The sequence below is a fragment of the Brassicibacter mesophilus genome (genome assembly GCF_050433385.1).
Classification (GTDB): Bacteria; Bacillota; Clostridia; order Tissierellales; family Proteiniboraceae; genus Brassicibacter; species Brassicibacter mesophilus.
This window is the reverse complement of sequence record NZ_JBNPXI010000001.1, coordinates 394,675-407,618: the sequence shown is the minus strand read 5'-3', so window position 1 is coordinate 407,618 and position 12,944 is coordinate 394,675. Positions and strand designations below refer to the sequence as shown.

Annotated in this window: 17 protein-coding genes; 12 read left to right on the top strand and 5 right to left on the bottom strand. The window is 29.1% G+C overall.

What is annotated here, in order from left to right; genetic code table 11:
* Positions 1 to 95: 95 nt before the first annotated feature.
* The 4 genes from HNR33_RS02055 to trmB all read left to right on the top strand — a co-directional run bounded on the left by HNR33_RS02055 (position 96) and on the right by trmB (position 2,859).
* The gene (locus HNR33_RS02055; RefSeq protein WP_429079445.1) at positions 96 to 566 is read left to right on the top strand and encodes a LiaI-LiaF-like domain-containing protein; all 471 of its coding nucleotides are present in this window, start codon (positions 96 to 98) and stop codon (positions 564 to 566) included.
* A 48-nt stretch (positions 567 to 614) separates the two neighbouring features.
* Positions 615 to 1,568: a tRNA modification radical SAM protein MnmL/YtqA gene (mnmL, locus tag HNR33_RS02050; protein ID WP_429079443.1), complete on the top strand. Its 954-nt coding sequence runs from the start codon at positions 615 to 617 to the stop codon at positions 1,566 to 1,568.
* Between the two features lie 82 nt (positions 1,569 to 1,650).
* Complete coding sequence (locus HNR33_RS02045; protein WP_429079441.1) at positions 1,651 to 2,064, top strand: hypothetical protein; 414 nt, start codon at positions 1,651 to 1,653, stop codon at positions 2,062 to 2,064.
* Between the two features lie 153 nt (positions 2,065 to 2,217).
* Complete coding sequence (gene trmB, locus HNR33_RS02040; RefSeq protein WP_429079440.1) at positions 2,218 to 2,859, top strand: tRNA (guanosine(46)-N7)-methyltransferase TrmB; 642 nt, start codon at positions 2,218 to 2,220, stop codon at positions 2,857 to 2,859.
* A gap of 28 nt (positions 2,860 to 2,887) precedes the next feature.
* Here the strand turns inward: trmB and HNR33_RS02035 are convergent, their stop codons facing one another.
* The gene (locus tag HNR33_RS02035; protein ID WP_429079438.1) at positions 2,888 to 3,061 is read right to left on the bottom strand and encodes a DUF1540 domain-containing protein; all 174 of its coding nucleotides are present in this window, start codon (positions 3,059 to 3,061) and stop codon (positions 2,888 to 2,890) included.
* A 189-nt stretch (positions 3,062 to 3,250) separates the two neighbouring features.
* On the opposite strand from HNR33_RS02035, the gene HNR33_RS02030 reads away from it, so the two are divergent.
* The 4 genes from HNR33_RS02030 to HNR33_RS02015 all read left to right on the top strand — a co-directional run bounded on the left by HNR33_RS02030 (position 3,251) and on the right by HNR33_RS02015 (position 6,664).
* Positions 3,251 to 4,609 (top strand): RsmF rRNA methyltransferase first C-terminal domain-containing protein, encoded by a 1,359-nt coding sequence (locus HNR33_RS02030; protein ID WP_429079436.1) that lies wholly within the window; start codon positions 3,251 to 3,253, stop codon positions 4,607 to 4,609.
* Between the two features lie 15 nt (positions 4,610 to 4,624).
* On the top strand, positions 4,625 to 5,371 hold the full coding sequence (locus tag HNR33_RS02025) for a pseudouridine synthase (protein WP_429079434.1): 747 nt from the start codon (positions 4,625 to 4,627) through the stop codon (positions 5,369 to 5,371).
* A 165-nt stretch (positions 5,372 to 5,536) separates the two neighbouring features.
* The gene (gene pssA / locus HNR33_RS02020) at positions 5,537 to 6,052 is read left to right on the top strand and encodes a CDP-diacylglycerol--serine O-phosphatidyltransferase (RefSeq protein WP_429079432.1); all 516 of its coding nucleotides are present in this window, start codon (positions 5,537 to 5,539) and stop codon (positions 6,050 to 6,052) included.
* Positions 6,053 to 6,112: 60 nt separating this feature from the next.
* A complete protein-coding gene (locus tag HNR33_RS02015) occupies positions 6,113 to 6,664 on the top strand; it encodes a DUF6648 family protein (RefSeq protein WP_429079431.1) in 552 nt (183 codons plus the stop codon).
* A gap of 62 nt (positions 6,665 to 6,726) precedes the next feature.
* On the opposite strand, the gene HNR33_RS02010 is transcribed toward HNR33_RS02015, so the two are convergent.
* Both HNR33_RS02010 and HNR33_RS02005 read right to left on the bottom strand, forming a co-directional pair.
* Complete coding sequence (locus HNR33_RS02010) at positions 6,727 to 7,293, bottom strand: site-specific integrase (protein WP_429079554.1); 567 nt, start codon at positions 7,291 to 7,293, stop codon at positions 6,727 to 6,729.
* 17 nt (positions 7,294 to 7,310) lie between these two features.
* Positions 7,311 to 7,445: a hypothetical protein gene (locus tag HNR33_RS02005; RefSeq protein ID WP_429079430.1), complete on the bottom strand. Its 135-nt coding sequence runs from the start codon at positions 7,443 to 7,445 to the stop codon at positions 7,311 to 7,313.
* 402 nt (positions 7,446 to 7,847) lie between these two features.
* Here HNR33_RS02005 and HNR33_RS02000 point away from each other — a divergent pair, with 402 nt between their 5' ends.
* Complete coding sequence (locus tag HNR33_RS02000) at positions 7,848 to 9,014, top strand: DUF4932 domain-containing protein (RefSeq protein ID WP_429079429.1); 1,167 nt, start codon at positions 7,848 to 7,850, stop codon at positions 9,012 to 9,014.
* A 241-nt stretch (positions 9,015 to 9,255) separates the two neighbouring features.
* Here HNR33_RS02000 and HNR33_RS01995 read toward each other — a convergent pair whose 3' ends face one another.
* Both HNR33_RS01995 and HNR33_RS01990 read right to left on the bottom strand, forming a co-directional pair.
* A complete protein-coding gene (locus tag HNR33_RS01995; RefSeq protein ID WP_429079428.1) occupies positions 9,256 to 9,480 on the bottom strand; it encodes a hypothetical protein in 225 nt (74 codons plus the stop codon).
* A gap of 518 nt (positions 9,481 to 9,998) precedes the next feature.
* Positions 9,999 to 10,574, bottom strand: coding sequence for a hypothetical protein (locus HNR33_RS01990; RefSeq protein WP_429079426.1), 576 nt, complete (start codon positions 10,572 to 10,574; stop codon positions 9,999 to 10,001).
* Positions 10,575 to 10,811: 237 nt separating this feature from the next.
* Between HNR33_RS01990 and HNR33_RS01985 the strand changes: the two genes are divergently transcribed.
* From HNR33_RS01985 to HNR33_RS01975, 3 genes are all read left to right on the top strand, one after another.
* The gene (locus HNR33_RS01985; RefSeq protein WP_429079425.1) at positions 10,812 to 11,801 is read left to right on the top strand and encodes an RluA family pseudouridine synthase; all 990 of its coding nucleotides are present in this window, start codon (positions 10,812 to 10,814) and stop codon (positions 11,799 to 11,801) included.
* Positions 11,802 to 11,850: 49 nt separating this feature from the next.
* Positions 11,851 to 12,315: a GNAT family N-acetyltransferase gene (locus tag HNR33_RS01980; RefSeq protein WP_429079423.1), complete on the top strand. Its 465-nt coding sequence runs from the start codon at positions 11,851 to 11,853 to the stop codon at positions 12,313 to 12,315.
* A gap of 99 nt (positions 12,316 to 12,414) precedes the next feature.
* Positions 12,415 to 12,843 (top strand): CBS domain-containing protein, encoded by a 429-nt coding sequence (locus tag HNR33_RS01975; RefSeq protein WP_429079422.1) that lies wholly within the window; start codon positions 12,415 to 12,417, stop codon positions 12,841 to 12,843.
* Positions 12,844 to 12,944 lie beyond the last annotated feature (101 nt).

The following is a 12,944-nucleotide window of genomic DNA, read 5'->3' as shown; positions in this document are numbered from 1 at the left end:
ATAGAAGAAAAATATTAAACTTTGTTCATTTAAAAGGAATTTTATTAGTCGAATAGAATAATATGTATAGAAATAATTTATTGGTGGAGGTTATTATGAGGAGAGACAACCTATTCGTTGGTGTTATACTGATTCTATTTGGCATAATCTTTTTACTTTCAAACTTTGGTATATTTGATATTAGTTTTCAGAAATTATGGCCATTATTCATTTTAGTACCTGGTGTTGTATTTGAACTAGCTTTTTTTACAAATAGGAAGGAGCCAGGACTATTAGTACCTGCAGGAATTCTAATAACGACAGGAATAGTTTTTATTATTACTGTTACTTTTGGGTGGAATCTTATGGCTTATCTATGGCCTTTCTTTCCTTTTGGGGTTGCATTGGGATTATTTCAACTGTACTTATTTGGGGATAGAGAAGCTGCATTATTGATTCCTGTTGGGATAATTGGCGGCTTTTCTCTAATTGCTTTTACATTTACTTTAGATTTCTGGAGTATGGATTTAATAATATCTGGGATATTAATACTAGCAGGATTATTGATTATTTTTAAGAGAAAATAGGCTACTATTATACTAAAGAAAATATATTTATGAAGGATGTGACGAACTATGGAAGAAAGAGATTTTTATAGAGTTTATTCTGATTATTTAAAAGAAAAATATGGAGCTAAAGTGTATAAGCTTCCTGTTAATCTGCCGACTACCTGCCCTAACAGAGATGGATGCGTAGGTGTAGGTGGATGTATTTTTTGTGGAGAAGAAGGAGCTGGATTTGAAAATCTTGAAAATACAATATCAGTAAAAGAGCAGCTTATACAAAATATGGAATATATCAGGAAAAAGTATAAGGCTGAAAAGTTCATTGCTTATTTTCAAAATTTCACAAATACTTATATGAGCCTATCTAAATTTAAAGAATATGTTTCACAGGCAGTGATGGAAGATATTGTAGAAATATCTATTTCGACTAGACCAGACTGTATTTCTGATGAATATCTAGAAATTCTATCTTCAATTGAAAAAGAGCATGGTATCAAAATAAGTATGGAGATAGGTCTTCAAACTGTAAATTATCACACTTTAAAAATTATTAACAGGGGACATACTTTAGCAGAATTCATAGACAGTGTATTAAGAATTAAACGATATGGATTTGATATTTGTGCACATCTAATACTCAATTTACCGTGGGATGATATGCATGATACAGTTGAGAATGCAAAGATTTTATCTGCTTTATCAGTAGATCAAGTTAAGCTTCATTCGCTATATGTAGTTGAGGACACGGAGCTAGGTAGATTATATAAAGAAAACAAAATAGATATTATCTCAAAAGAAGAGTATATTGATAGGGTAATAATATTCTTAGAGTATTTGGATCCTAATATTGTAATACAACGTGTCACTGGGAGAGCACCTGAAGAGGGTACTTTGTTTGTAAATTGGAATACAAGCTGGTGGAAGATTAGGGATGAAATACTATATAGAATGAAAGAACTACAAACCTGTCAAGGCAAAAAATATGATTATCTCAATGGAAAAGCTGTCAAAAATTTAAAATAGTTTGAAAATTATGAAGGATTTTTTGATTATTTGTAGAAATATATATTAAAGTAATTACAATAAAGCTTGGAGGGTGATAATCATGATAGCTTTGCTTTGTGGTGATAAGGGTTCAGGAAAAACAAAACGATTAATTGAAATGGCTAACAATGATACTAAATCTTGTAAAGGTGATATTGTGTTCATTGATGCCGATAATAGTCAAGTTTTAAATCTAAAACATAAAGTTAGATTAGTTAATGCCATGGAGTTCAATATTAATAATATTGAAAAATTTCATGGCTTTTTATGTGGAATAATTGGTAACAATTATGATGTTGAAAAAATATATGTTGATGGTTTATATAAGATAATTAAGCCTATAGAAATGGCAGAAGAAGGATTTGTAAAATTAATTGAATCTCTAAGTAATAAGTATAATACTAGCTTTGTAATAAGTGTTAGTTGTAATGATGATAATGTGCCTGAGCATCTACAAAAATATGTAATTAAGTAAGTGGCTGTACATATCTAGTATAAATTTTGATTTATATAGAAAGCAAAAAGGCTGAGCAAAATGTTCAGCTTTTTTTGTTTTGTTATTATATGTTTTGAGGTATAATAATAAAGTCCAATGGTTCTAAAATATCAAGACTAAGTGGAGGAATATATGAGAAGAAGGAAAAAACCTGGAGCAAAGGAAGAACTATTATCACATGATAGTCTTCTAGTGGAAAATCCACAGCAATATAAAGGAAATTGGAAACAGATGCTAAAATCAGATAGAATACATATTGAATTAGGTATAGGAAGAGGTCAATTCATTAACACTTTGGCAGAGCAAAATAATGATATTGGGTATATAGGCATTGAGATAAAAGAAGAAATACTTTTAGATGCAGTGAAAAAAACTGTAGATGAAGGACTCGATAATATAAAATACCTGTGGGTTGATATTAATGATATAGATACTATTTTTGACGAAAATGAAATTGAGAGAATATATATTAATTTTTGTGACCCTTGGCCTAAAAAGAGACATAGTAGAAGAAGACTTACTTATAGAGAGTTTTTAAATAAATATAGTAAGATACTTAAAAACGAGGGAGAGATACATTTTAAAACAGATGGAGAAGAATTATTTGAGTTCTCATTGAACGAAATATGCCAATCGCAAAATTTGTTTTTAAGAGATGTGTCTTTGAATTTATATAGAAATGAAGATATTGATACAATAAAAACAGAATATGAACAAAAATTTATAAGTCAAAGCAAGAATATCTATTTTTTAAGAGGGATAAATAACAAATAAAGGCAGAGTTCCTCTGCCTTTAAATTGGTTATTTCATTGAAGGGGTGAAAGTTGCACAGTCAGTTTCTTCAGTGTTACTTGCATTTCTAGGCTGGATTTCAATTTTTGCCGCATTACAGTAATCTCCATCAGAATGGTAATGACAAGTATTAACTACACATTTAACTCCATTTAAATGATTGTTAGTTTTTTCAATACGCATTATGTTACTCCTCCCTCAGAAATATTTAATATCTAATAAATATTGTTTGAAGAAAAGATAAAAATATTCATAGTATTTTTTGTATCTTTTAAGTTAGTTTTGATGTACTCCTTTGTGAGTACTTTTTATTTTGATAATTGACATATTATTTATGTATAATAATACTGATAAAAAAAGGTTGGTGAAAATATGAAATTGCCTGTAGTATTTAGTGATAGAATGAAAAAATTATTAGTAGAAGAATACGAGAACTTTATAGCTACATATGACAGAGAACATTACAAAGGTATAAGAATAAATGCATTAAAAGTATCAGTCAATGAGTTTTTAGATATGACTTCCTTTGATCTTAAGCCAATACCATGGATTCAAGAAGGATTTTACTTAAATGATGCTAATGAACAGAGGCCAGGGAAACATCCATATTATCATTGCGGATTATACTATATTCAGGAGCCGAGTGCGATGATACCAGTACAAGTTTTAGATCCTCGACCAGGAGATAAGGTTCTTGATATAAGTGCTGCACCTGGAGGTAAAGCCACTCAAATAGGAGCGAAACTAAAAAATGAAGGGATACTAGTAGCAAATGATATTAGTCCAAAAAGAGTGAGGCCATTAGCTAAAAATATTGAGCTATTTGGTATTAAAAATTGTATAGTGACGAATGAAACTCCAGAAAAACTTTCATATAAGTTTGTTTCTTTTTTTGATAAGATATTAGTAGATGCACCATGCTCTGGAGAAGGCATGTTTAAACGTGATCCAAAAGCTCCAAAGAGTTGGAGTCAGTTTTCTGTAGATGAGTGCTGCAAAATGCAGAGAGATATATTAAAATCAATATCTATAATGCTAAAACCAGGTGGCAGATTAGTTTATTCAACATGTACTTTTTCTCCAGAAGAAAATGAAGGAACAATAGAATGGCTTTTAAACGAGTTTCCAGAGTTTGAAGTTGAAGAAATAACCAATATTGAAGGACTTGAAGGTGGAAGACCAGAGTGGATTAATGCTAGAGAGGATATAAGAAAAACCGGACGTGCTTGGCCACACAAGATTGATGGAGATGGACATTTTGTTGCATCATTGCGAAAAAAAAGTGGTAAGAATTCTAAGAATCCTTTGTTTAAAAAAGAAGCACTTGACATAGAAGAATTCCTACTTTTTGAAACTGGAAACTTAAATATCAAGTTTAGAGAAGGGTTGTCGAGAATAGGGAATAGATTATTTGTAGTTCCTAATGATTTACCAGACTTGTCAGGAATAAAAGTTGTTAGCTTTGGATTATATTTAGGTGAATTTTTAAAAGGAAGATTTGAGCCTAGTCAAGCTTTAGCTATGGCTTTAAAACAAGAAGAAGTAATTAATACAATTAATTTTCAAAGTAATAGTATTGAGGCTATTAAATATTTAAAGGGAGAGACTATACTAGCAGATGGGGACAAAGGATGGAAATTAGTTTGTATAGATGGATACCCAGTAGGATGGGCAAAGCAGGTAGAAGGAAGCTTGAAAAACCATTATGAAGCTGAATGGAGAATGAAATAGTTTTAGGAGGTTCATATGCAAAAAAAAGAAAGATTAGACAAAATACTTTCTAACTTAGGTTATGGGAGTAGAAAAGATGTAAAAAGTTTAGCAAAAAGTGGTTCTATAAAAGTTGATGGTGAAGTAATAAAAGATAACTCATTTAAACTAGATCCTAACGTTAGTAAAATTGAAGTAAATGATCAAGAAGTATCTTATAGAAAATACATATATTTAATGATGAACAAGCCAAGTGGAGTAATCTCTTCTACGGATGATTGGAGAGATAAAACAGTACTTGACCTTATTGATAACGAATATAAGGTTTTTAACCCTTTTCCAGTTGGAAGACTTGATAAAGATACTGAAGGACTACTGATATTATCAAATGATGGTCAATTAGCTCATCAAATACTATCTCCTAAAAAACATGTGAAGAAGAAATATTATGTTGAGGTGAATGGCATAGTTACTGATGATGACAAAAAAGAATTTAAGCAAGGTGTAATAATTGATGATGGGTATAAGACTCTTCCAGCAGAGCTTGAAATATTATTTTCTGGTGAAATATCAAAGGTATATTTAACGATAGTAGAAGGGAAATTCCATCAGGTTAAGAGAATGTTTAAAGCGGTAGATAAAGAAGTTACATACTTAAAGAGAGTGGCTATGGGGGACTTGTATCTTGATGAAAGTATTCTATTAGGAGAGTACAGAGAATTAACAGAAGAAGAAATAAGCTTATTACAAGAGCATGATGTAATAGATAGTACCAAAAAGTAGATATATATGGTTATGTTCAAAGTAAAGCAAAATATAAAGGTTTGATATTAAACTAACGATAATATATAATATTAGAATGCAATAATTATATATTATATATTATTAATCTGTATGTTTTTTAAGTAATACATAGTTAGTGCAAAATAATAATTGGAGTGGTATAGAATGAAAATTAAAAGTAAAATACCTAATTTATTTACTCTGTTGAATCTTTCTCTTGGAATATTGTCTATACTGTATATATTTGATAATGATTATTACATGTCAGCACTATTAATTTTGTTAGCAGCATTATTTGATAGGTTTGACGGACTTTTAGCAAGAAAGTTTAACGCTACATCAAGCATAGGCAAGGAGCTTGATTCTCTATGTGATTTAATATCATTTGGAGTAGCCCCTTCAATTTTAGCCTGGCATATTAAATTAATTGATTTTGGAATAATAGGAATTATAATAATTATTCTTTATGCAGTAACAGGAGCATATAGGCTTGCAAGGTACAATACTACAGAATTTCATGGCATATATTTAGGGGTACCCATCACATTAGCTGGAGGGATTGTTGCGATTACCTCATTGTATACAATTAGATATAGTATAAATATATATTTTCTAGCAGTTCTTATGCTTCTTTTATCTTATTCAATGATTAGTACTAAAATTAGGCTAAAGAAAAGGTAAAAGACACAATTTTATGCTATAATATAATATATCAAAATCAGATTAGATAGGGTGTTAGTATTGAAGCAGTTCAAAAGAGAAAATATATTTGATAGATTTTTTAAGCACAGGGATTCTCTAATTATACAATATAAAAATGGTGATATAACTAAAAGAGAGTTTTTACAAGGAAATTTTGATTTTGTTCAAAAAATACGACTAAAGCCTTTTACTAAGGTTGATAGCTATGAAAAAGGGATATATAACTACCAGTACTATAATGTATTAGCAAAGTATTATAATATGCTGGCTGCAGAGATTAAAAATGACGAAAATTTTGTTAAACAGTACAAATCCTATATTAATAAAGCAAATTATTATTATAATGAAAAAGATAAAGCTACGTTAAGATTATTAAGATTTTTAGAATTTCAAAATGTTGAGGCATATTTTATTAAGGTAGAGTCGCAGTACTTAAAAGATAAACTATATGAAATAGTATTAAAAGATTATGAATATGCTATTTTTCATTCTAAAAGCAATTGGCTTATTAAGATACTTAGAGAAAACGGAGTATTTATAGAGAAGAAGAAAACATCTCTTATAGATGGGTATATAAATGAAAAATACTAATTAAGCCTTGCAAAAGGCTATTTTACTTTACAGAATGTCGTTTTGTCAAAAAAAGTCAAAAATTAATTAGAAATTATATTTATCGTGTTGATAGCCGTGTTAATCATATCTGAATTAACATGGCTATATGTTTTCATAGTTATTTTTATTGTATGTCCTAGAAACTTTGCAACAGTTTTTAAATCAATGCCGTTACCAATTAACATAGTCACGTATGTGTGTTTAAGGTCATGTATCGAAACGTCATATCCAAGTCGTCTGTATTTGTAATACAATCTGTTGGCAGTTGATTGTGTAACCTTATCTAAGAATAGCCTTTTGTTCAAGTCGGTTTGAGCAGTTTTCTTGTATTTTATTAATTCACTAAAAGCAGTTGGAGGTAAAGGCACAACTCTATTAGAATTTTTAGTTTTAACATCTCCAAAACCTATAGTTCCATCTTTTAACTTTTTCCACTGCTCATTTACTTTTAATGTTGAACTTTTCAAGTCTATATCATTCCAAGTTAATCCTAGTATTTCTCCAATTCTAAGTCCACATGTAGCAGCTATTAATGTGATAACACGATCCTTTTGAGGATGCACTCTTTGTATCAAATCGTCTAGTTCTGCTTTATTTAATGCTTTTATTTTATCCTTTTTTTGATTCAGGTATCCTTTATATCATTTAAAGCAACGATTATGATTGCAATATTAGTACAAAAGCTTACAAGTGCCGATAAAATTGAAAAATAAGGTAGAAGAGCATAAGGGAATTTATTAAACATAGAAAGAACTTCCATGACAACACCACCTTTCATAATTAATTGAGATCATCATAACATAATGAATTTGTAATAACAATAAATACTTAAGGTGTTGTTAAATCTATAATTAGTCACAATTTAGCTATATTGTTTCATAGCTATTAATACTTAAAGTATGAACATTGAACCTTGATAACTGAATAAAACGGTATTCTTTTTGCGATTATTGTCTATATTAGACAAAACATGGTATGATAAGTTTATCAGATAAAATGTAGATGATGCTTATAATGGGAAGTTGGAGTGTCGTGAGTAAAGTGGCTAAGAGATTAGCAAATAAATTAAAGTTTTGGATATGATACGGGGAATCGTACCATAAGTGACTGCGATTTTTTATAAAAAGGCTTAAGTATATAGAATACAAAAGGAGGAATAAAAATGTTTAAAAAAATAATAGTAATACTTTTATTTTGTTCATTAACAATGTTTCCTATAGTGTATGGAGAAGGCGAGACAAAAATTACTGAGGAAGAGTTAGATTCAAATATCTTATTTAAAACAAGCGAAGAGATAAAATATACTATTAGTACAAATGAAATGATTGATACATATATTATCGCCAGTGCTGTATACATGGATTTTAACAGTCAGATACTAATGCCAAATACTGAGAATAATGCAATATATAAAAGGGCTAAAAATTATTTTAGCCCATATAAAAACCATAAATTTCTGAAGGATTTTGATAAATATGTATTTAATGGAGACATAAATGGAGATGTAATCGGAGTATTATTAAGCTATAGTCCAACACCATCTCTTGATAAAATATGTGAGGTTGATGAAAAGTATAGAAATTATATTTTTAAGGACAATGCAGAAATAAAATCTTTTATAGAAGGGCTTAAATCGTTTTATGAAGATACTAATGCTAAAGAATTCTTTGATAATAATAAAGATTTAATGAATAGTGTGAAAAGTTATGTTAATTACAATATTAAAGACAGTAGATTAATTGAACTTATTAAAAGTACAGAAGAATATGTAAATACTAAGGACAAATATTTTGGCGATTTACCTATAGAATATGAAACTGTGCTAACAATATTTAGACCATCTATGGCAAGTTTCTATTCATACAAGACTGATAGTTCAAATAAAATTGTAACTTTTCAGTCTCTAAATGATTTCACACAGGATCCTTATAAATTAGATATTAATTATATGGTTGAAAATATTATTCATGAATATCTTCATTCATACATAAATACACCAATATATGATATTACAGCTAAAAAATGTGCTGATACAAACAAATATTATTCAAGGTTAACTAATAACAGCTTGTATAGTAATATGCCAATATATAGACAGGTAGATGAATATCTAGTTAGAGCTATTCAAGGAAGAATATACACTCAAACATTTGGTGAAAAATATACATTTAATCGATTACTAAATAAAGAAATTAAATATGGTGGATTTGAACGATTAGAGGATGTCTATAAATACCTATTCAATTACGAGACAAATAGAAACAAATTCCCTACAATTGACGACTTTTTACCAGAGGTAGTCGAGAAGTTAACTAGGAGGTTAGAGTAGAATTTTTTTGCGTTGATTGCAAAAGTAACTGTCACTTTTTCGATGTTATTTATTATTGCAAGGGTAATCTTACCCTTAAATGTATTAAAAAACTGATTAAAGAGTATTATAATGAACTTAAAGCAACTAGTTTTATTAAAAAAATACATGGCAAACAATCAACTGGGCGAAAGTGTGCAAGACTTACTGTCCACTTACCTATAACAGTTTATGGAATGCTGTCTGCCTGCACATTTGCGAACTATTTTTTCAATAATTCTGGTTTTAAAAGAACTTCATCATGGGGTATAGCCTGAAGTTCTAATGCTTTTAAGAAATCATTATCCATTAGCATAGTAGCCAGTTCAAATGGAGTTCTTTCATTAAGGCTGACTCTTGCTATGTTATTGATATGATTTGCCGTTAGTGTTACATCGTGTTGCCCTAATCCATCAAAAGATTTTCCTAAAGATTTGTAATCGTGCATGTTTTAAGTTTGTTCTTTCATATGTAAACTCCTTCCTAGTACAGGCAGGCAACCTAACCTTTATTATACTAGGAATTCGTGCAGAGCTTAATGTCCTTTTTAATATAAAGAACCGCTAAATTATTTTTTCATTTAACTAATTAGATGGTCAGATTCGTCTAATAAGATTTCGTTTATTAGAAGATGAAGAATGATATGTTATTGAAGTTAATAAAGTAATTGTAAGAAATATTGAGAAAATAGCTGGTAAAACAATACATACTTTTAGATGTCAAAGTGTAATAAATGGAGTAGAGAAGGTGTATGAAATAAGATTTATTGCTGACGATATGAGGGGGTATAAGTATGCTTACACGAAAACAAAAAGATGTATTAAGAGCTATTGATTTATATATAAATGCAAATGGAATAAGTCCTATCAAAACATGCATTTGACTATAAATGACGGGTTTTGACTACATATAATATACATAAAAAATATATACATGAAAAATATTAAAAGCGACCGTTGGTCGCTTTTATTTTGCTAATGCTTTAATTATGGTTTCGAGAGAACTATTTCTTTTTATTTCAAATTCTCCGGACTTCAATTTTGTATCTAATTTTAATTCTTGAGACTTTTTGAGAAAATCCATTTTATTGTCTATTAAACCTTTTTCTAATAAAATATTTGCTATAGTTGGGGGAAGCGAGCCATTAGGTATTTTTACAGTTACCACTTCATCTGCTGCAACATCTTGAGCATCATCTGATGAATTATCTTGCTCATCAGGTGTATCTGTTTCACTTGTAGCATCATTATTTTGTAAATCTGCTTTATTGTCTTGGTTATCTTTATTGTCTTCAGTATCTTCATTAGCCTTCAAGTCTTCATCGTCTTTACTTTCAGAATCATTGCTTTCTTCATCTTTATTTTCATTATTTGAATTATTATCCGTTATATGTTCAACAGGAGGTTTGTCCATGTCCTTTGCAAAAAGTATATCCAATCTCCAGCCAATAATTCCAGCTACAGCTACAATTATTACAAAAATTAATACAAAGTCAATTGCGTCATATAAAAAATCCTTAACTTTTTCAATAAATTTTTTCATCACATATACCTCCATTGTTATACTAACTAAATAATATCACATAATATCTATGTTTTTCAACAATATAGATTACCAATATTTGAAAAAATCCTATGAATCCTATGATTGATGTAGGTTTTGGTTTAAATGTGTATAAATATGAGATATTATTATATAAGATAAATTTATAAGTAAATGATTACAATTTAATTAAAATAAGCAGTAAATTTATGATATACATAGAAAGGTGTGTTATAGTTGAAGGAATTACTAATAGATAAAAATGAACATAATCAAAGAATAGATAGATTTTTAAAAAAATATTTGACGAAGGCTTCATCTGGGTTTATTTATAAAATGCTGAGAAAGAAAAATATAAAACTAAATGGAAGTAAGGCTAACCCTGAAGATATCATAAAAGAAGGGGATAAAATCCAGTTATATCTTTCTGATGATACTATTGATAAGTTCAAATCAGAGCCAAAGAAAATAAACAAAGCTATAGGTCTTGATATAGTTTATGAAGATTCAAATATTGTTCTTATAAATAAGCCAAAAGGAATATTATCTCATGCAGTAAATAAAGAATATGAAATAAATGTAGTAGATCAACTAGTAAGCTATTTACATGAAAAGAAAGAGTATATACCTAGATTGGAGAAGACTTTTACTCCTTCAATATGCAATAGATTAGATAGAAATACTAGTGGCTTGATAATTGGTGCAAAAAACTATGTAGCCTTGCAGCAGATAAATGAGGCAATAAGGTTAGGATATATAAAGAAATACTATAGATGTATAGTTAAAGGAAGAGTGAGAAAAGATTTAGACTTAAAAGGGTATCTAACTAAGGATGAAAGAAACAATAGAGTATATATAACTAACAGTTCTAAAGAAAACTCAAAAGAGATAAACACTGTTATAAAGGTAATATCATATAATGATAACTATAGTCTTTTAGAAGTTGACCTTATAACAGGAAGAACGCATCAAATTAGAGCGCATTTAGCTTCCATAGGGCATCCAATTCTAGGTGATACAAAATATGGGGATAAAAGAATAAATAAAATATTTAGTGAGAAATATGGTTTAAATAGCCAATATCTACATGCTTATAGAATTATCTTTAATGGATTAACTGAGTCATTAGATTATTTAAACAATAAGGAGTTCAAAGCCCAGGCTAGTGAAAAAATATCTATTATAGAAAATGATTTATTTAACACAAATGATACTAAAAGTATATAATTTAATATAAGAAAAATGTATATCATTCTGCGTATAAGGGGGCTTATGAGTGGAAGTAGTTGAGTTAAAAAGAAAAGAAATCAACTCATTAGTAAGATTGTGGGGAAAACTTTCAAACTATCATAAAAATTTTGATGACTATATTATGCCTTCAAGTTATTGGAAAGAATATATGAGAGATTATTTTGCAAATGATATGGATAAGCAAAATAAAATAACCTTTATAGCCAAAAACGATAACATTTATGCTGGATTCATCAAAGCTGAGATTAGAACTGCACCTGAAATTTTTGGAGGATCAAGATCAGGATATATCAGTGAATTGTTTATTGAAGAAAAATATAGGGGAAACGGGTTAGCTCTAACCTTAATGGAAAAAGCTATTTCTTGGGTTAAGTCTAAAGATGCGGATTCTATACGATTAAATGTAAATTCAGAGAATTTAAGAGCTATAAGATTTTATGAAAAACTAGGTTTTAAGGAAGTTAACAAAACTCTTAGGCTAGATATATAGTATATTAGAATATGGCTTATAGTTTATATTTATAACTATGTTTAAAAAAAACAAAACTACATATCCTAAATATGAAAATGATTTAGGAGGGTGATAGTTTTGAAAGTAAAAGACGTTATGACTACAAACGTATCTACTGTTAATGAAAGCAATACACTTAAAGAAGTAGCTAGTAAGATGCAAAGCTTAAATGTAGGTTCTATTCCAGTATGTGATAGCTCAAACAAACCAATTGGTATTGTAACTGATAGAGATATGGTTATTAGAGGACTATCTACAGGAATAGAGTCGAGTATGCCTGTTAGTAATGTAATGACTAAAAATATAGTATCAGTATCACCAGATACAGGAATACATGAAGCAGCTAGGATAATGGCTCAAAATCAGATTAGAAGATTACCTGTTGTTGAGAATAATACTATAGTAGGTATACTATCTATTGGAGATTTAGCCGTAAGAGATATCTATATAAACGAAGCCGGAGACGCTTTATCTAATATATCAGAACCAAGTAAGCCTATGATGTAGTAAAATTAGTTCCTGAATTTCAGGAACTAATTTTTTTGATTTGTACTTGTAGGACATGCAGTATGTGATATAGAATAGAGGTTAGTGAGGAATATTATTAA

Coding starts and splice junctions, on each gene's coding strand:
- HNR33_RS02055 (WP_429079445.1), top strand. CDS start 96: ATGAGGAGAGACAACCTATTCGTTGGTGTTATACTGATTCTATTTGGC.
- mnmL (WP_429079443.1), top strand. CDS start 615: ATGGAAGAAAGAGATTTTTATAGAGTTTATTCTGATTATTTAAAAGAA.
- HNR33_RS02045 (WP_429079441.1), top strand. CDS start 1,651: ATGATAGCTTTGCTTTGTGGTGATAAGGGTTCAGGAAAAACAAAACGA.
- trmB (WP_429079440.1), top strand. CDS start 2,218: ATGAGAAGAAGGAAAAAACCTGGAGCAAAGGAAGAACTATTATCACAT.
- HNR33_RS02035 (WP_429079438.1), bottom strand. CDS start 3,061: ATGCGTATTGAAAAAACTAACAATCATTTAAATGGAGTTAAATGTGTA.
- HNR33_RS02030 (WP_429079436.1), top strand. CDS start 3,251: ATGAAATTGCCTGTAGTATTTAGTGATAGAATGAAAAAATTATTAGTA.
- HNR33_RS02025 (WP_429079434.1), top strand. CDS start 4,625: ATGCAAAAAAAAGAAAGATTAGACAAAATACTTTCTAACTTAGGTTAT.
- pssA (WP_429079432.1), top strand. CDS start 5,537: ATGAAAATTAAAAGTAAAATACCTAATTTATTTACTCTGTTGAATCTT.
- HNR33_RS02005 (WP_429079430.1), bottom strand. CDS start 7,445: ATGGAAGTTCTTTCTATGTTTAATAAATTCCCTTATGCTCTTCTACCT.
- HNR33_RS02000 (WP_429079429.1), top strand. CDS start 7,848: ATGTTTAAAAAAATAATAGTAATACTTTTATTTTGTTCATTAACAATG.
- HNR33_RS01995 (WP_429079428.1), bottom strand. CDS start 9,480: ATGCACGATTACAAATCTTTAGGAAAATCTTTTGATGGATTAGGGCAA.
- HNR33_RS01990 (WP_429079426.1), bottom strand. CDS start 10,574: ATGAAAAAATTTATTGAAAAAGTTAAGGATTTTTTATATGACGCAATT.